Source organism: Spirillospora sp. CA-142024 (genome assembly GCF_050942325.1).
Classification (GTDB): Bacteria; Actinomycetota; Actinomycetes; order Streptosporangiales; family Streptosporangiaceae; genus Spirillospora.
In genome coordinates, this window is sequence record NZ_CP192077.1 from 5,541,054 (window position 1) to 5,559,340 (window position 18,287).

Below are 18,287 nucleotides of genomic sequence, written 5' to 3' on the forward strand. Positions count from 1 at the left end.
GGCTCGGTAAGTATCTCACCCTTGCACACAATGCGCGAATCCGCGTAAGCAAAGCGTTACGGGGCGGCAGGGTGAACGAGGCCGGACTGGTAGGCGATGACGACGAGCTGGGCGCGGTCACGGGCGTGCAGTTTGTTCATGGCGCGGTGCACGTGGGTGCGGGCGGTCAGCGGGCTGACGACCAGTTTCTCGGCGATGTCCTCGTTGGAGAGGCCGTGGGCGACCAGCGCCATCACTTCGCGCTCGCGGTCGGTGAGGGCGGACAGGCTTTCGGGCGGCGTCAGATGCGCGTCGGGGTCCGCGGTCGTCAGGAACCGGTTGACGAGTGCGCGCGTGGCCGCGGGGGAGAGCAGCGCGTCGCCGGAGGCCACTGTCCGGATGCCGGTCAGCAGGTCTTCGGCGGGGACGTCCTTGCCGAGGAACCCGCTGGCGCCCGCGCGCAGCGCCCGCGCGACGTACTCGTCGATCTCGAAGGTGGTGAGGATGAGGACCCGCGTGCCGGTCAGGTCCTGGTCGGCGCAGATGGCGGAGGTGGCGGTCAGGCCGTCGGTGCCCGGCATGCGGATGTCCATGACGACGACATCCGGATGGTGGGCGCGGGTCTGGTCGACCGCCTCCCGGCCGTCGGCGGCCTCGCCGACGACCTCCATGTCGCCGCTGGAGTCGATCAGGATGCGGAACGTCTGACGCAGCAGCGCCTGATCGTCGGCGAGCAGCACGCGGATGGTCACGGGGTCCGGCCTTCCTGCGGTGGTGCGGGCTGCAACGGCAGGTCGGCGGTGACCTGGAAGCCGCCTCCGGGACGGGGACCCGCCTGCAGGCGGCCGCCGACCGACAGGGCGCGCTCGCGCATGCCGATCAGGCCGAACCCTCCGTCTCGTTCCGGCGCGGCAGGTGCCGGGCCGTCCGCACCGGCGCCGTGATCGTTGACGATCGTGACGGTCAGCCGGTCGTGCGCGTAGACCAGCCGCACACACGCCGCCGCCGTGGCGGCGTGTTTCGTGACATTGGTGAGCGCCTCCTGGACGATCCGGAACGCGGTGAGGTCCACACCTGGTGACAGCGGTCGCGGCCGTCCCTCGGTGCTGACGGTGACGGTGAGCCCGGTGGCCTGGAAGGAGCCGGTCAGGTCCGGCAGCCGCGCCAGGCCGGGGGCCGGTTCGGTGGGGACGTCCGGGTCTCCGGCCTGGCGCAGCAGGCCGACGGTGGCCTTGAGCTCGCGCAGCGCCGACGACGTCGTGCCGGACAGGTCGGTGAGGATCTTGGTCACCTGCTCGGGGTCGGTGCGCATCAGATGCGCGGCGGTGCCTGCCTGCATGTTGGCCAGGACGAGGTGGTGGGCGACGACGTCATGCAGCTCGCGTGCGATGCGCATGCGTTCGGCGGCGACCCGGTGCCGCGCCTCCTCCTCGCGGGAACGTTCGGCGTGCTCGGCGCGGGCCGTGGCCTCCCGCAGGTAGGCGCGGCGCAGCCGGACCGCGCTGCCGAACACGATCGACAGCAGCAGATAGGCGACGGGACCGGCCCCCTTGAGCAGGAGCCCGTCGGTGGCACCGTCGGGCCCCCGCAGGTCCAGGGACAGGTCGTCGAAGCCGACGAGCAGGTCGACGCCCACCACCAGCGCGGTGGCCGTGAGGCCGTGCACTCGGGTGGCGGAGCGGTCGGTGTGGACGGCCAGCGAGTACAGCGCGACCATGAGCGGCGCCATCAGCAGGGCGGTCGGCAGGTACCCCAGCACCGTCATCATGACGGCGCAAGCGGTGGTCACCGCGACGATCACGCGAGGGTGGTCGCGTCGCCACAGCAGGGCGATGCAGGAGACGCCGGACAGCAGCACCCCGGGCCACCAGGAGACCCTGAGCTCGGTCCCGGGGAGGCTGACCAGGCTCCCCGGGAAGGAACAACCGAACAGCAGCAGGGCCACCACCATGTCGAGGGGACGGAGGCGGTCGCGCAGGTGCTCCTGCCAGCGGTTGATCATTGCGGAACTTCCTATCGGTGCTGTGACCAGGGTGGACGACGGTCAGGGGAATCGCCAAACGCGCCGTCGGTCGCCGGAGTGCCGAGCCGCGCGGGCTAGCGCACGGGTTCGGGTTCGGAGGCGGCGCCGGGCAGGGCTTCCGATGCCGGCGTTGAAAGGCGGCGGGTGAGGGCCTCTCCCTCCATGTCCACGCGGGGCAGCAGCCGGTCCAGCCAACGCGGCATCCACCAGGCGTACTTCCCGAGCACGGCCAGGACGGCCGGCACGATCGCCATGCGGACCACGAACGCGTCGAACAGCACCGCGACGGCCAGGCCGAACCCGATCATCTTGATCATGGACTCGCCGGCGCCGACGAACCCGGAGAACACCGCGATCATGATCAGCGCGGCGGCCACCACCACGCGGGCACTGTGCCGGAACCCGGCCGCGACCGCCGCACCGGGCGGTTCCCCGTGCACATGCGCCTCCCGGATGCGGGCGACGAGGAACACCTCGTAGTCCATGGCCAGGCCGAACACGATGCCCACCAGGAAGATCGGCATCAGGCTCATGATCGGACCGGTCTGCTCCACGCCGAGCAGGCCCGCGCCATGGCCCTGCTGGAAGACCGCGACCACCGCGCCGAGCGCGGCCAGCACCGACAGCAGGAAGCCCAGGGCCGCCTTGACCGGGACGAGCAGCGACCGGAACACCACCAGCAGCAACAGGAACGCCAGACCCACCACGATCGCCAGGTAGGGGATCAGCGCGTCCTGGACCTTGCCCGCGACGTCGATGTTCACGGCGGTGGTGCCGGTGACCTCGTAGTCGACCCCGGCCGCGGCCTCGACCCGCGGACGTTCGGCGCGGATGCGCTCGACGAGGTCCCTGGTCCTGGCATCGGTCGGACTGGTGGACGGGACGGCGGAGAGCACCGCGGTGTCGCCCACGGGGTTGAACCGGGCCGGTGAGACCGACACGACTCCCCCGGTGGCCGCGATCCGCTGGGACACCGTCCGCACGGCGGCCTTCGGATCAGGAGCGCCCTTGGCGTCCACCACGACGGTCAGCGGCCCGTTGAACCCGGGACCGAAGGCATCGGCCAGCGCGTCGTAGGCGCGGCGCTCGGTGGTGGACGTGGGTTTGGCCTCATCACCGGGCATGCCCAACTGCAGATGCAGCGCCGGCACCGCGATCGCGCCCAGGCCCGCGACCCCGGCCAGCAGCACGGGGATCGGGAAGCGCAGCACGAACCGCGCCCAGCGGGCGCCACCGGCCCCGGCCTCGCGGGCGCGTCCCTTGCGCGTGCCGCGCGACAGCACGGCGTTCGGCCAGAATCCCAGCAGGGCCGGGACCAGGGTCAACGCGATCAGGACGGCGACGGCGACCGCCCCCGCCGCGGCCAGCCCCATCTTGGTCAGCATCGGGATGCCGACGACCGAGAGGCCGGCCAGAGCGATGACCACCGTCAGCCCGGCGAAGACCACCGCGGACCCCGCGGTCCCGGCCGCCAGCCCCGCCGCCTCCCGCGGCAGGTGTCCGTTGGCGCGCTCCTCGCGGTAGCGCGAGACCACGAACAGGGCGTAGTCGATCCCGACGGCCAGGCCGAGCATCGTGGCCAGCGTGCCCGTCGTCTCGGACAGTCCCAGGGTGGCGCCCAATGCCATGATCGAGGCCATGCCGACGCCGACGCCGAGGATCGCGGTCAGCAGCGGCAGCCCGGCCGCGGCCAGCGAGCCGAAGGTGAGCAGCAGCACGACGGCGGCGACGAGGATGCCGATCACCTCCGCCGACCCGCCGGCGGACGGCTGCGTCGCCAGCGCGTCCCCGCCGACCTCGATCCTCAGCCCCGCGTCCCGCCCTCGTTCGACGGCGTCCCTCAGGGGCTTCTTGTCGGCCTCGCTCAGGTCCTTGGCCTTGATCTTGTAGTTGACGGTCGCGTACGCGGTCGACTCGTCCCCGCTCACCGCCTGCGCCCGGAACGGGGAGACCGCGCCGGCCACCTCGGGCCCGCGGGCCGCCTCCGCCACGACCCTTTCGACCGCCCTCCGGTCGCCGGACGCGGTGATCTTCTGGCCGTGCGGGGCGACGAAGACGATCCGGGCGGCGGCCCCGTCGGCCGCGGAGCCGGGAAAGCGCTGTTCCAGCAGATCGAACGCCTTCTGCGATTCGATCCCGGGCATGGTGAAACCGTCGTCCGGTGCCTTCGACGCGTGCGCGGCGCCGACACCGATCGCGGCCAGCACGGCCACCCACAACAGGGCGACCACCCAGCGTCCTCGGAAGGCCGTACGGCCCAACCGGTAGAGAAAAGCAGCCACAGCGGCCTCCGCATTCGTTCTTCGGATACCGCCACAGCCTCGCGAAACGGAGCCCGCACGTCGTCGTGCAGCCGCCGACACCTCGACTACTGAGAACGCAGTACACCGGACTGCGCGCGTACTGCCGAACGCCTGCGCACGACCAGTGCTCGATCATGGAGTGGCGGGCGGTGCGGACAGACGGCACCGCCCTTCACCCACGAGACCGCCGCTCAGCTGCGCTCTTCGCCGAACAAGGCCGAATAAGGCTTGTAGCTCCACCTGTTCCCGCCCCGGCGGAACTTCTTGACCGAAGTGCCAGGCCGGACGACCTGATAACTCCCACCGCAGTTCATGTCGAAATACACGCGAAGCCGTTTGCTGGTGCGATTCTTCATCGATCTGAACGCGCTGCCGTGGTAGCAGACCCCGCGCTCGGCTTTACTGCGGCCGGGGTCGCCCTTGAAGTTGTACTTGGTCCAGGTGCAGACGCTGCCCTTCGTGCACTTGAGCGCAGCACTTGTGCTCAACTGACCCGGCTTCCGGCTGACCCTCGGGATGACATCGGCAGCGGGCCCGACGTCGGCCGCCGGCGTCGCGGACAAGGCCGCGGCCGGGGTATTGCCGGAGAAGGCACCGACAGGCGCCGCACCAGCGGAGGCCGCCGGCATTCCCGTTACTCCGAGCAGACCGCCCGCGAGGGCCGTGGTGAGGACGCCTGCGGCTATTTCCTCTTGGGCCCTAGGGCCCCATGAACGGGGTTTGGGGACCCTATTGGCAGATCGGCCTTCACCGAGGGGGTGCCCCCGCGGTGAGCCGGTCCAGGTCGGCGAGCGTCTCTGAGAGTTGGACGGCGTCGATGTCGCCGTCGCTGCCTGCGCCGCTTTCGAGCGCGACACGGGTCACGAGCTGCTCCGAGGCCGCGGTGGCGTCGCGGGTGTACAGGCCCGGGTCCAGCTCGACCACGACCTGGCGGCGCCCTGGCAGGGAACGGAGCATCCGGCCGTGCACGTCGTCCTCGTCCGCCGGGCCTCGCACCCAGCCGCGCCGCTCCAGGCCGAGGACCGCGCCGGACGGCACCTTGACGCCCTCGAATCGCTCCAGCCTGCCGGTCGCCCGCTCCCCCTGGTCGAGCGTGTGCACGGGCCTGCCCAGTTGAGGGAAGGGCTGGACGATCTCGTAGTCGGCGAACAACTCCGACCACGCCGTGACCTCGGCCTGGTCCAGGCGCGCCGGATGCGCGATCGTGACCCGCGCCGCGTCCGGAAGCTCGAACGGGTCATCGGCGGCGTCGGTGAGTGTCAGGTCCTCGGCGACGCGGAACGGGATCGTCTCGCGGTCGTCCTGGCACAGCCAGACCAGCCGGCGGGCGGTGTGCCGCACGAGCGGATGGCCGAGGAAGAGCTCCCGGAACTGAGCCGAGGTCCACCGCCGCTGGGCGACCATCGCCGCCTCCAGCCGCGCGAGCTGGGCGGACGCGGCGGTGCGGACGTCCTTCTTCAGATCGGTGAACCGCTTGTAGGCGATCGGCGCCAGCTCGGGGTCGTCGTCGTCGCCCGGGCGGGGCAGCGCCTTGCGTACGGTGCCGTCCTCATCGCGGACGAAGGGCGTGAGCCGCTCGTCGAACCCGACCGTGAACCGGCGCGGGCCGTAGTCGAGGACCAGGGTCCCGGCGGCGTCCAGACCCAGGTCCGGGACGAGCCGGTCGCCCAGTTCGTCCGGCGAGAGGCCGAGTCGGCCCGCGATCTCGTCGATCTTCTCCCGTGCCCGTGTCCGGAGTCCGGTATGCCGCACCCGCTGGGAGATGGCATGCAGGTGGGTCAGGGCGACCTCGGTGCCGATCGCCGCCAGCACGTCGAGTCCCTTGACCGCCTTGGCGTGCCCGTGCTCGGCGGGCCACGCCCGGATCCGGGGGGCGAGCCGCCGCACCGTCGTGTCGTCGCCGACCGGCCCGAGCGCGGTCAGCACCCACGCCTGCTCGCCCGGTTCCCCGACCATCTGCCAGCGGGTGAACAGGGCCCAGGCGAACTCGGCGAGGGATTCCGGATCGCACGCCTGGCGGATTCCCCTCATCTCCGGATCGGGCTCGCCCGGTGCGCCCAGGGTGAGCATTTCCAGGAGATGCCGGGTCGCGGCGGCGGGCAGTGCCCGGTCGCGGCCCCGCAGCCTTACCTGCGGGAGTGCGGCCGGGTCCGCCCAGTCGGGCAGGCTGCGCGGTTTGGCGCGCTTCTTGGCGGGCGCGGACGGCGGGGAAGCGGGAGTCGGCGCCGCGCCCGCGAGGATCGCCTCCACGGCTTCCGCCACGGCATCAGCGTACGGGCGGGCCGCCTGGACGATCTCGGGAGCGCCGTGCGCCTCGGCGAGGAACCGCAGCGCCGCCTGCGCCCCGGCCCGCGGCGCCCGGCGCCTGCCCAGGGCGTCGGGGACCAGGTACGGGACGGCCGTGACCGCGTGTCTGCGGAGCCAGGCGCGGGCGTGCTCCTCGGCGGACCGCAGCCGCACCAGCCAGTCGGCCGTCAGCCGCGCTGCGTCGGCGTGCAGGTAGGGCAGCAGAACCCCGCCCTTGTCCTTGGGGAACCGCTTCGCGGCGCTGTATGCGATGTCCAGCGCATGCTCACCGTGCCGTGCGACAAGCGTCTCGACGTCGTAGTCACTGAGCCACCCGAGATCCGGCCGCCAGTCGGTGAGCAACGGCAGGACGACCTCGTCGGGCCCCTCCACGAGGAATGCCATCTGGTCGCCCGTTCTCATCGGGCTGGAGTGGAACGTCTCCGCGGCCTCCCTCCACTCCTGGATGCTCCAGGCGTCGTAACTGCGCCTGGAGGTGGAGGCGGCGCGCCGCCATCTCTCGCGCTCGTCGGGAGCCCAGGCGAGCGTCGTGCCGGCAGGCGGCTCCAGGCCGGTGACGACCGGCAGGCCGTCGTCCTGCTGCGCGGGCTTCTTCCGGGACGTCTTCTTCGGTCGGGTGAGCCACGGCGGCTCCCGCAGGGCGAGAGGGATCGCGTCCTCGGGCGCGTCCGGAACGGGCGCGACGGCCGCGGCGATGGCCCTGGCCTCGGCTGGCACGTCGTCCCGGGTGGAGAGTTCCGGGTGTTTCCGCAGATGCGCCTTCAGCATCTCGGTGGCGAGCGCGGCGGCCTTGGACGTCCCCGCCGTCGCGGGAGACAGGACACGCACCGCACGATCGGGGAAGCGCTCCATCGTCTCCAGCAGCAGGAGCTGAACGGAGCGGTCCTCGATCCGCTCGCACATGGCCGCGAACGCCCCGTCCCACGGCAGCAGACCGAGCACCCCGATCGCCCGCCAGTTCCCGGTGACGACCACGGACCCGGGAGTGCCGTCCCACGCGGCGGCCAGCACCGGTACGGCGGCGGGGCCGAGCCCGTCGGCGAGCGTGACGAGAACCCCCTCGTCACAGTCCTTGGTGTACAGGCGGGTCAGGTCACCGAGCAGGTCCAGCTGGCGGGACGTGCTCAACGAGGCCAGCAGCGTCCACCCCAGGGTCGAACTGGGAGACGCGGCACAGCTCTGGTCTACCCAGTCCACCTGGGTCGGTGCGAAGTATCCAGCGACCAGGCGCTGCGTGGCGGTCCTGACGCAGGCGTCCAGCCGCTCGACGGCCTCCGCGTACTCCCGGTCGCCGGCCGCGGCCAGCAGGCCCCGCAGACGCCGTGCCGACGACGGCTCCGGCGGGCTGCCCCACGGGCCCAGGAGGTCGTTGTCGACCATGGACCCGAGCCCTCCGTACGTGCTGACCTCGCTCTGCTCCGTCACCGCGCAGACGGCGAAGGCCAGGCCATGCTCGGCGAGCCAGGACTCGGCGAAGCATCTCGACCGTTCCCAGAAGTCGTCGCGGCCGCGGCATGCGAGCTCGGCGACCACCGCCGCGCCCATGGGGTCGGGCTCATCGGCCAGGTGGCGCCGCGCCCGCCCGGCCATGGCCGGGTCGGAGCGCGGGTCGTCGAGCGCCTCCTGGATGCGGTCCCGTGCGTGTTCGGCGAACCTGCGGGCGGCGTCCACCGCCGAGTGATCGATCTCCACGGGGAGGCCGGGCAGACCCCCGCGGCGAGGGTGCAGCGCCGCTAGCAGCCGCCCTGGGAGCACCAGCGCGTCCTCGCGTGCCCGCGGTTGATCATCCATGACGGATCACCATAGGCGAGCCGGCCGACACCCAGGGCTGTTCTACGCGATCGCCTCGGCGAGCAGCCCGACCTGCTCGGGATCTGACGCGGTCGGGACGAAGATGAGCTCATCACAGCCGCTCGATTCGAACGCCGCCGCGTAGGCCTTGACCATCTCGGTGTTGATCGCGGCGCTCGCGGCGATCTGCTGGGCCATGTCGCCGAGCCAGCCGTAGTAGTGCAGCAGGTAGGCGTCGGCCTGCGCGCGGGCGTCGGGACCGAGCGCGAAGTAGGCCAGCGAGAGCTTGCGGGGCCTGCCTTCGCGTCCGGCCTTCTGCCAGGCGGCGTCCACGGCCGTCGCGGCCTGGGCGAACATCTCCGGGGTGCCGCCGCCCATGATCCAGCCGTCGGCCACCCGGGCCACCCGGTCGAAACTCGCCTCGGTCGAGCCGCCCAGGATGAGCTCGGGTCCCCCGGCGCGGACCGGCTCGGGCCCGATCCCGCCACCGTCCCCGTACGGCCTGCCGGACCAGATCTCCTTCATCTCGGCCAGCTGCTCGTCCAGGCGGCGGCCCTTGCCCTTGGTGGGCACCCCGGCGGCCGCGAAGTCGTCATCACGGGCGCCGAGGCCGAGGCCGAGCACCAGCCTCCCGCCGGAGAGCCGGTCCAGCGAGGCGGCCTGCTTGGCCAGCAGCGCGGTGTTGCACTGCAGCGGAGCGAGGAGCACGCCGGTGGTCAGCCGGATCCGGCTGGTGACCGCCGCGGCGGCGGCGAGGGCGATCAGCTCGTCGAACGTCGGGTACACCAGCCTGCCGATCGTGCCGAGGGTGCTGAACCCCGCGTCCTCGGCCCGCCGTGCCCAGTCGATGAGGGTCGCGCCTTCGGTTCCACGGACGGTGTTGGGAAGACCGATCCCGATGTCCATATGTGCCTCCGTCAAAGAAGAACGGTGAGACAGGGTTCCTACCGCGAGCCCGGCCGGTTACTCAGCGCTGTCGGCCGACGGCGTCAAAATGCCTTAAAGGGAGATCACTGATTGTCACTCCCAGGGTCCAGACGTGCCGGTCCGACGCGGTCTCCCACCGGGGCACCCGACAGGGCACCCAGCGGGACGCGGAGTCCCGGGCCCAGGGGACCGCCCGCGCTGCGCCGGCCGGCTCACCGGTCTGGTTGCCCTGACCTCGGCTCAGCCCAGCACGTGCCGCATCTCGCCGACGCCGGTGACGCGGGTGACGAGCTCGTCGCCCGGAGCCAGCCACCGCGGCGGGGTGCGGCCCATGCCGACGCCCGCGGGAGTGCCGGTGAAGATCAGATCGCCGGGCAGCAGCGGCAGCGTCTCCGACAGTTCCGCGATCAGGCGCGGCACCGGGAACACCAGGTCGCTCGTGCGGCCGTGCTGGACCCGTTCACCGTTCACCGTGCACGCGAGCTCGATGTCGTCGGGGTCGTCGAACGAGTCGGGCGTCACCAGGCACGGGCCGATCGGGCCGAAGCCCGGGTGCGACTTGCCCAGGCTGAACTGGGGTGCGGGGCCCGCGAGCTGGCCGATGCGTTCCGAGAGGTCCTGTCCGGCGGTGAGCCCGGCGACGTGCTTCCATGCGTCCTCGGCCCGCACGCGGCGAGCCGTGACGCCGATGACGACGACCAGCTCCACCTCCCAGTCCGTGTGTCCCCTGGCCGGAAGCGGAATCGTGCCGTAGGGGCCGGTCACGCAGCTGGGGAACTTGGTGAACACGGTGAGCCGGTCGGGCGTCTCGAAACCCGCCTCGGCGGCGTGCGCCCGGTAGTTCATCCCGATCGCGAACACCTGACGCGGAGCCGGGACCGGTGGCCCGAGGCGAGCCGGGTCATAAGGCGCGCCACCGGTGGCCGTGTCCGCCCAGGAGACGAACTCCGCCCAGCGGTCGAAGACGCCCTGGGGGGTCCGAGCCGAACCGGCCGCCGGACGCCCGCTCCACATCGAGGGCTCCGGAGTCGGTGAGCAGGACCAGCCTCCCGTCGAGGTTCGCGACGCGCATCAGCGGATCTCCATCAGCTCGAGCGTCAGCCCCTGCGGGTCGCGGAAGTACGCCACCCGGCGTCCCTCGTTGGGACCGGACGTGATCTCGACCGGGGCCGCACTGCGCGGTGTGGCCCCGAGCGCGGTGAGCCTGGCGTACTCGGCGTCCAGGTCGTCGGTATTGAGGCACAGGTGGGCCGTACCGGGGTTCTTGGTCTCGACGTCCACCGGGACGCCCACGGGGTTGAGGTACTGGATCAGTTCGAGCAGGCCGTCCGAACCGGGAATCCGGAAGATGGCGATGTCCAGGCGCGCGTCCGGGTATCCCACCTGGACCGAGGTGTAGGGGGCGTCGTACACGCGCCGGACGATCGGCTCGGCCCCGAACACCTTCCGGTAGAAGGAGGCGGCCTCCTCGACGTCCGTCACCGTGAACCCCACGTGCGAGAAACCTGTGAGCATTGCGGTCCTTCTAGAGCAGTTCCGGATCGATGATCATCTTCTCCCTGGCCGAGCGGTACATGGCCGCGACGAACCGCACCGCCCCGAGCCCGATCTCGGCGGGAGAGCCGTTGCGGCCGCGGCCGAGCGCGAGATCCACGAGGTTGTGCACGGGTGCGTGCTCGGGGTTGCGCGCCCCGGCCGGCAGCGGCGGGAGCTCGGTGACCCCGCCGGTGTGGTGGACGGTGGCCGTGCCCTGGTTGACGTCCAGCAGGACGTGCCCGTCCCGGCCGAAGATCTCGAAGCGCGCGATCTCCTCGTGGACGGGCAGCACGGCTCCGGTGGAGCTGATCGTCCCGATCGCGCCGCCGTCGAACCGGACCGCGATGACGTCGGCGAGGTCCACGTCCAGTTCGAAGTCGGCGCGGAACGCGGAGACGCCGCGGGGCCGCAGCCCTGTGAGCCACAGCAGCAGGGCCGCCGCATGCGTGACCTGGGTCTGGCCCTGGCCGCCGCCCGACAGGGCCGGATCGCTGTAGGTGCGGGAGTCCGGCGCGTTGACGGTGTACCCGAACACCTTCCGGTACGGCTCGGGATCGCCGCGGTAGAGCTCGCGGACCGTGGAGGCGTACAGCACCGACACGTGCTCGACGGGCCCGATCACCCCTTTGGCGATCGTGTCGCGCAGGGCCAGCACGTGCGGGTTGTAATGCCACGGGTAGTCGATGAGGAGCTCGACACCGCGGTCGCGGGCGAGGGCGGCCAGTTCGCCGGCATGCGCGGGCTCGACGGTCATCGGCTTCTCCAGCAGCACGTGCACCCCCCGTTCGAGCGCGAGCCTCGCCACCGGGTGATGCGCGGCATGCGGGACGGCGATCACGACGCCGTCCACGTCCACCGCGTCGAGGAGGTCGGCGGTGTCGGCGAACGTCGCGGGGACGTCGAACGCCTTGGCCGCCGCCGCCAGCCGCTCCGGATCCGGGTCGGCCAGCGCGACGGTCCGCGCAGCGGGGTTCTCCGCGAGCGCGGGCAGGTGCGCGTAGGTGGACCACCAGCCGCAGCCGACCACGGCGATGCGCGCGGCCGCGCGGTGGGCCTCTCCCCCGGCCGCGCCGGTCATGCGCCCTCCCCGAGCCTGAAGATCCGCTCGGCGTTGCCGTGGAAGAGCGCGTGCCGGTCGGCCTCGCCGAAGTCCGCGATGATCTCGGCGTACGCGTTCACGACGTCGCCGTAGGAGCTGTAGAGGCGGTCGACGGGCCAGTTCGAACCGAAGAAGGCGCGGCCGGTTCCGAACGCCTCGATGCACTCAAGGACCCAGGGGCGCAGCGAGGAGACCGTCCACCGGTGGTCGGCCTGCCCGAGGCCGGAGATCTTCACCACGGCGTTCGGAGCCTTGGCCAGCGTGCGCATGCCCGCGCGCCACTGCTCGAAGTACGCGCGGTCGCGGCGGCGCGGGTAGCCGGCGTGGTCCACGCACAGGGTCACTCCGGGGTGGCGCTCCGCCAGCTTCCGGGCATCGCCCATCTCCTCGACCGCGGGGTCGTCGCAGCAGATGAGTTCGTAGCGCTCCAGGGCGGCGAAGCCACGCTGCCAGTCCGGATCGGTCAGGTAGCCGTCATAGCGCAGGTCACGGATGCCGCGCAGGTTGGCGAACTCGGCATGCCGCGCGAGCACATCGGCCGCGTCGGGCCGGGCGAGGTCGGCGTACGCCACGATCCCTTGGGGCGCTCCGACCCTGTCGGCGAAGGACTGGAGCCACCGCGTCTCCTCGACGGGATCCTCGCTCCCGATCGCGGCCTGGACGTGCACGACCTTCGCGACGTTGTGGAAGCGGGTCTCGGCCAGGAAGTCGTCGGCCCAGTAGCGCTGAGCGCGGATCGCCGCATCGGGACCCGTGACCTCGTCCACCGGCGCGCCGGGCTCCAGCCAGGAGTAGCGCAGCCGCGGGTGGCTCAGGTCGTGGAAGTGGACGTGCGTGTCCACCAGCGGGATGCCGGCCATCAGCGCACACCCGGCACCGCGCCGAGGCTTGCGCCGCCGTCCACGTCCAGGGTCACACCGGTCAGGAATCCCGCCTGCTCGGACAGCAGGAACAGGACCGCGTCCGCGACGTCGTCCTCGGAGGCGTTGCGGCCGAGCGGGTTGGTGGCCGCGGTCGCCCGCATGACCTCCTCCGGCGTCGCCCCCGCCCGGCGGACCTTCCAGTCCAGCACCTCCTGCCCCATGCCCGTCGTGGGCACGCCGACCGGGCAGACGCAGTTGGCCGTGACCCCGTCGGGCGCCAGTTCGGCGGCCACCGACTCGGTCAGGCCGATGAGCCCGAACTTCGAGGCCGTGTAGGGGACCTGCCGGGCGAAGCCGCGCCTCCCGCAGTCCGATCCGATCGTGACGATCCGTCCCCGCCCGCTGGACCGCAGCGGCCCGGCCGCGGCCCGGACGGCGAGGAAGGCGCCTTTGAGGTTGACGTCCAGCGTCCGGTCCCAGTCCAGTTCGCCGGTGCTCTCAAGGGAGCCGATGTGGAAGACGCCCGCCGAGACGACGAGGGTGTCGAGACCGCCGAACGCCTCTCCGGTCTCGTGGACGGCGCGGGCCATGTCGTCGGGCGACCGGACGTCGGCGCCGACGGCGAGCGCCCGGTCGCCGAGTTCGGCGGCGACCTTCCGGGCGCCTTCGGCGTCGATGTCCACGACCGTCACCGACGCCCCGGCGGCGTGCAGCCGGTGGGCGATCAACCGTCCGAACCCCGAGCCGCCGCCGGTGATGAGAGCTTTCCGATGCTCCGCTATACGCATCTTGTCCCTTTCGTCGGCAGGTCTTGCTAGATGCTATAGCAATCGTTTACGGTTTCGCTATACGCTAGATGCTATAGCGCCTATTTGAGAGACTACGGAAGCGGAGCGATGACCCTGAACCCACTCCCGGCCGGGAATCTCGCCGACCAGGTCGCCGACAGCATCCGGGACGCGATCCACGAGGGCCGGTACGCACCTGGCACTCGCCTGGTCGAGCGGACCCTCGCCGCGGAACTGGGCGTCAGCCACATTCCGATCCGCGAGGCGCTGTCGAAGCTGGCCGACGAGGGGCTGATAGAGCGCACCCCCCGCCGCGGCTCACGCGTCGCCATGCTCACGCCTCGGGAGCTGGACGAACTGTGCTCGCTGCGTGTCGTGCTGGAGCAGTTCGTCGTCAGACGCGTCCAGGAACGGCTGACGTCGGAGGCCCGGCGGGAGCTGCGCGCGATGGTCGAGGAGATGCGCGGGGAGGCGGCCGCCGGCAACTTCCGCCGGGTGTTCGACATCGACCAGCGTTTTCACGAGCGGCTCTGGGAACTGGCCGACCACGGCCTGGTGGGCGAACTGGTGACCCAGCTGCGCAGCCGCATCGGCGCCTTCCTGCGCGCGGCCACGGCCGCACTGGAGCCGGGAGAGCTGGAGTACCACGCCGCCACGCACGACGTGCTGCTCGACGCGATCCTCGACCCCGACCCAGCGGTCGCCCAGGCCGAGATGGCGCGGCACATCGAGCTCGCCGCCGAACGCATTCGCGCGGCCCTGCCGGAGGCGGCCGATGAATGACCTCGTCGTCGTCACCGACACCGACCTGCCCGGCACCGACCGCGTCCTGGACATCCTGCGCGCCGGCGGGCTCCGGGCGAGGCTCGCCGACTGCCGTACCGAGGACGACGTGATCGCGGCCGCCGCCGACGCCACCGCACTGGTGGTGCAGTGGGCGCCCGTGACCGCCCGGGTCCTCGACCGGCTGGAGCGGTGCCGGTTCATCGGGCGCCTCGGCATCGGCTACGACATGATCGACGTGGCGGCGGCGACCGCACGCGGCATCGCCGTCGCCAACACCCCCGGCTACTGCGTCGAGGAGGTCGCGGCCCACACGATCGCGTTCGTCATGGCGGCGGCGCGGCGGCTGTTACCGCTGGACCTCGCGGTGCGGCGGCACCGCTGGGCGGTGAGCGAGGACGGGCCCGCCGCGGCCCGCCCGTCCCGGACGACGCTGGGCGTCCTCGGCTTCGGCCGGATCGGCTCGCGCACCGCGGCGCACGCCGCCGCGCTCGGCTTCGACGTCGTGGTGCACGACCCGCACGTGGCCGGCGGCGCGATCAGAGCCGCCGGGCACCGGCCCGCCGGACTGGACGAGGCGCTGGCCGCCGCCGACATCCTGAGCCTGCACGTCCCGCTGACCGACGCGACCCGCCACCTCCTGGACGCCCGGGCGCTCGCCCGGCTCCCGCGCGGCGCGATGGTGGTCAACACCTGCCGCGGCGGCCTGATCGACGAGGCCGCGCTCGCCGCCGCGATCCGGGACGGCCACCTCGCGGGCGCCGGGCTGGACGTGTTCGAGACCGAGCCGCTGCCCGCGGACAGCCCGCTGCGCGACCTGCCGGGCGTCGTCCTCACCCCCCACGCCGCCTGGTTCTCGCCGCAGGCCATGGACGAGCTGGGCCGGACGACGGCGCGGCAGGTCGTCGACTTCCTGAACCGGCGCCCCGTCCCCTCGATCGTCAACCCGGAGTACGCGCGGTGATCGTGTCGCGCTCGGGCTGAGCGAGGGAACCGTCCGATTCCGACCGCATCTGGGAGAGAGACATGACCGAGGCAGGTGAACTGCGCGCCGCGTGGCCGCGCTGCCAGCATCTGACCGACCCGATCGGGCTGGACATGCCCGCGCCGGTGTTCGGCTGGATTCCCGTCGGGCCGGGCGAGGAGCGGCAGCGCGCCTTCCAGGTGCTCGTCGCGAGCGCACCGGAAGGACTCGTGCCCGGGATCGCCGACCTGTGGGACTCCGGCCGGGTCGAGAGCGACGAGGTGAACGGCGTCTCCTACGCGGGCCGGCCGCTGCGTTCCCGCGAGACCTGCTGGTGGACGGTCCGGCTGTGGGGCCGCGACGGCCGTTCGGGGCCGTTCGCACCGCCCGCCACCTTCGAGATGGGCCTGATGGAGGCGTCCGGCTGGGGGCCCGCCACCTGGATCGCCGGAGACGAAGGGGTCTCGTCGCCCCTGCTGAGGACCGGTTTCCACGTTCCGGGCCCCGTCGAGCGCGCACGCGCCTACGTCTCCGCGCTCGGCTTCTACGAGCTGCGGCTCAACGGCCGGCGGGTCGGCGACCGGGTGCTCGATCCCGCGACCACCACCTATGACCACGATCCCGATCTCCGCGACGGGGAGGGCGAGCCCGCGCGCATCCCGAACCCGCGCGTCCTGTCGACCACATACGACATCACCGGGCAGGTGGTCCCGGGCGAGAACGCGGCCGGGCTCGTCCTCGGCCACGGCTGGTACAGCGGGGAGCCGGACCTCGGTCCGGGCCCGTTCCCGCGCACGCCATGGGGAGACCGCCCGGCCGCACTGCTGATCATCGAGATCGACACCACGGACGGCCGGCGGGTCACCGTCGCCGGAGGCGACGGCTGGCGGACGCTGGCCGGCCCCGTCGTCTACAACGACTACGCGCAGGGCGAGCGGTACGACGCGCGCCGGGAGGTCCCCGGCTGGGACCGCGCCGGGTTCCCGGCGGAGGGCTGGCGGCCGGTGACCACGGTCCGGGCACCCGCCGGACGCGTCCGGACAGGGCTGGTCGAACCGGCCCGCGTGATCGAGACCCTCCGTCCGGTGGCCGACTCCCCCGCCGGCGGCGGCCGGCGGATCGTGGACTTCGGCCAGCACATCTCCGGCTGGACGGCGATCCGCGTGTCCGGGCCCGCGGGAGCCCAGGTCCGGCTGAGGCACGCGGGCGAGATCGACGCCGACGGGAACCTGGACGACAGCGCCAACATGCAGTCGTGGCTCGCGGCCCGGCAGACCGACGTCTACACGCTGCGCGGCGGCGGCGAGGAGGAATGGGAGCCCCGGTTCACCCTGCACGGCTTCCGGTACGTCGAGGTGACGCCGTCGGGCGGGGACGTCGAGATCCACGAGATCCGGGGCCGGGTCGTCCATTCCGACCTGGAGCGGGCCGGCGAGTTCAGCTGCTCGGACGAGCTGCTGAACCTCATCCACCGCAATGTGCTGTGGACGTTCCGCGCGAGCTTCCAGGGCTTCCCGCAGGACGCCGCCGACCGTGCCGAGCGGGTCGGCTGGGTCGGCGACCCCGGCTGGTCCGTCGAGGACTACCTCTACGGCTTCGAGGCGCGCGGGTTCTGGCTCAAGTGGCTGGACGACCTGGCCGACACCCAGCTTCCCGACGGCCGCTTCCCGACCATCTGCCCGCTCCAGTGGCGCGGCCGGATCGACATGCAGGAGTCGCTCGACAGCGGGGAGTTCGGTGACCTGTCGAAAGAGCGCGACGAACTGCCCGACGACTGGTCCTCGGTCATCTACTGGCCATACGCCACGCTCCCCGACTTCGCGATGACGTCCTACCCGAGCATCGCCTGGAACCTCTACCGGTTCTACGGCGACCGGTCCATCCTGCTGCGGCACTACCCGGGGATGCGGCGCGGAGCCGACTTCCTGCGGGGCCGCGCCAAGGACCTCATCCTCAGCGAGGGTCTCGGCGACCACATGGAGCCCCAGCCGGACGGCACGTCTTCGCTCAGCCCGAACCGGACGCCCGTCGAGCTGACCTCGACCGCGTGGTTCTATGCGGTCACCACCATGGTCGCCCGCGCCGCCGCCGTCATCGGCGAGGACGATGACGCCCGCCGCTACGGCGACCTGGCCGAGGCGATCCGCGCCGCCTTCAACGACCGGTTCCTCGACACCGCGACCGCCCGCTACGGCACCGGCTCCCAGACCGCGCAGGCCATGCCGCTCTGGTTCGGGCTCGTCCCCGACGAGCACCGCGACCGCGCCGGGCAGGTCCTCGTCGAGCGGATCGAGGCGGACGGCGGTCACCTGAGCACCGGGACGATGGGCACGGCGGCCCTGCAGAACGTGCTGGCCGGGATCGGCGCCGCCGACGTCATGTACGACATCGCGACGCGGACCACCTACCCGAGCTGGGGCCACCAGGTCGAGCGCGGCGCGACGACGGTCTGGGAGACCTGGGGCGGCGACCTGTCCTTCAGCCGGAACATGAAGCTCATGGCCATGATCGAGAAGTTCCTCTTCAACGACGTGGCCGGGCTCGCGCCGGCGGCGCCGGGCTGGCGGCGCATCCGGGTGCGGCCCGCGCTCACCCACCGGCTGGCGCACGCGAGCGCCCGGCTGCGCACCGCGCGCGGCGACGCCTCCGTCGACTGGCACCGGGCCGGCGACGAACTGCACGTCGTCGTGCAGGTGCCCGCGACCGCTGAGGCGGAGATCTGGCTTCCCGCTCCCGCCGCGGGAGAGCTCACCAAGAACGGCCGGACCCTCTGGCGCTCCGGCGACGACCACGCCGCGCGGGACCTGCCCGCAGAAGGCGTTCGGGGGATCAGGCGCAACGGCGGGCACCTCGTCATCGAGGTGGGAGGCGGACCCCACCGGCTCCGGCTGGCGGCGGCGCGCGACTGAGTCCAGGCCCATCGG

Annotated in this window: 14 protein-coding genes; 3 read left to right on the forward strand and 11 right to left on the reverse strand. The window is 72.2% G+C overall.

Annotation, left to right across the window (positions count from 1 at the left end; translation table 11 throughout):
• Positions 1-56: 56 nt before the first annotated feature.
• The 11 genes from ACQPZP_RS26605 to ACQPZP_RS26655 form a co-directional block, all read right to left on the reverse strand.
• Positions 57-731: a response regulator transcription factor gene (locus tag ACQPZP_RS26605; RefSeq protein WP_433472447.1), complete on the reverse strand. Its 675-nt coding sequence runs from the start codon at positions 729-731 to the stop codon at positions 57-59.
• Positions 728-1,981, reverse strand: a complete 1,254-nt coding sequence (locus ACQPZP_RS26610; RefSeq protein ID WP_433472448.1) for a sensor histidine kinase — start codon at positions 1,979-1,981, stop codon at positions 728-730. The genes ACQPZP_RS26605 and ACQPZP_RS26610 overlap by 4 nt, the downstream gene beginning before the upstream one ends.
• Before the next feature lie 95 nt (positions 1,982-2,076).
• A complete protein-coding gene (locus tag ACQPZP_RS26615) occupies positions 2,077-4,233 on the reverse strand; it encodes an MMPL family transporter (protein WP_433472449.1) in 2,157 nt (718 codons plus the stop codon).
• Between the two features lie 263 nt (positions 4,234-4,496).
• On the reverse strand, positions 4,497-4,934 hold the full coding sequence (locus ACQPZP_RS26620; protein ID WP_433472450.1) for a peptidase inhibitor family I36 protein: 438 nt from the start codon (positions 4,932-4,934) through the stop codon (positions 4,497-4,499).
• A 118-nt stretch (positions 4,935-5,052) separates the two neighbouring features.
• Positions 5,053-8,403: a DUF4132 domain-containing protein gene (locus ACQPZP_RS26625; protein WP_433472451.1), complete on the reverse strand. Its 3,351-nt coding sequence runs from the start codon at positions 8,401-8,403 to the stop codon at positions 5,053-5,055.
• A 42-nt stretch (positions 8,404-8,445) separates the two neighbouring features.
• The gene (locus ACQPZP_RS26630; RefSeq protein ID WP_433472452.1) at positions 8,446-9,309 is read right to left on the reverse strand and encodes an LLM class flavin-dependent oxidoreductase; all 864 of its coding nucleotides are present in this window, start codon (positions 9,307-9,309) and stop codon (positions 8,446-8,448) included.
• Between the two features lie 261 nt (positions 9,310-9,570).
• Positions 9,571-10,344: a fumarylacetoacetate hydrolase family protein gene (locus tag ACQPZP_RS26635; protein WP_433472453.1), complete on the reverse strand. Its 774-nt coding sequence runs from the start codon at positions 10,342-10,344 to the stop codon at positions 9,571-9,573.
• A gap of 57 nt (positions 10,345-10,401) precedes the next feature.
• On the reverse strand, positions 10,402-10,845 hold the full coding sequence (locus tag ACQPZP_RS26640; protein WP_433472454.1) for a VOC family protein: 444 nt from the start codon (positions 10,843-10,845) through the stop codon (positions 10,402-10,404).
• A 10-nt stretch (positions 10,846-10,855) separates the two neighbouring features.
• Entirely contained in the window at positions 10,856-11,944 is a 1,089-nt protein-coding gene (locus ACQPZP_RS26645; RefSeq protein WP_433472455.1) for a Gfo/Idh/MocA family protein, read from the reverse strand.
• Positions 11,941-12,825, reverse strand: coding sequence for an amidohydrolase family protein (locus ACQPZP_RS26650; RefSeq protein WP_433472456.1), 885 nt, complete (start codon positions 12,823-12,825; stop codon positions 11,941-11,943). Before ACQPZP_RS26650 ends, ACQPZP_RS26645 begins: the two co-directional genes overlap by 4 nt.
• Positions 12,825-13,616, reverse strand: a complete 792-nt coding sequence (locus ACQPZP_RS26655; protein WP_433472457.1) for an SDR family NAD(P)-dependent oxidoreductase — start codon at positions 13,614-13,616, stop codon at positions 12,825-12,827. Before ACQPZP_RS26655 ends, ACQPZP_RS26650 begins: the two co-directional genes overlap by 1 nt.
• Positions 13,617-13,724: 108 nt before the next feature.
• Here ACQPZP_RS26655 and ACQPZP_RS26660 point away from each other — a divergent pair, with 108 nt between their 5' ends.
• From ACQPZP_RS26660 to ACQPZP_RS26670, 3 genes are all read left to right on the forward strand, one after another.
• On the forward strand, positions 13,725-14,399 hold the full coding sequence (locus tag ACQPZP_RS26660) for a GntR family transcriptional regulator (RefSeq protein ID WP_433472458.1): 675 nt from the start codon (positions 13,725-13,727) through the stop codon (positions 14,397-14,399).
• Positions 14,392-15,363 (forward strand): C-terminal binding protein, encoded by a 972-nt coding sequence (locus ACQPZP_RS26665; RefSeq protein WP_433472459.1) that lies wholly within the window; start codon positions 14,392-14,394, stop codon positions 15,361-15,363. The genes ACQPZP_RS26660 and ACQPZP_RS26665 overlap by 8 nt, the downstream gene beginning before the upstream one ends.
• 62 nt (positions 15,364-15,425) lie before the next feature.
• Positions 15,426-18,272 carry a family 78 glycoside hydrolase catalytic domain gene (locus ACQPZP_RS26670; RefSeq protein ID WP_433472460.1) on the forward strand — a complete coding sequence of 949 codons (2,847 nt, stop codon included), beginning with the start codon at positions 15,426-15,428 and terminating at the stop codon, positions 18,270-18,272.
• Positions 18,273-18,287 lie beyond the last annotated feature (15 nt).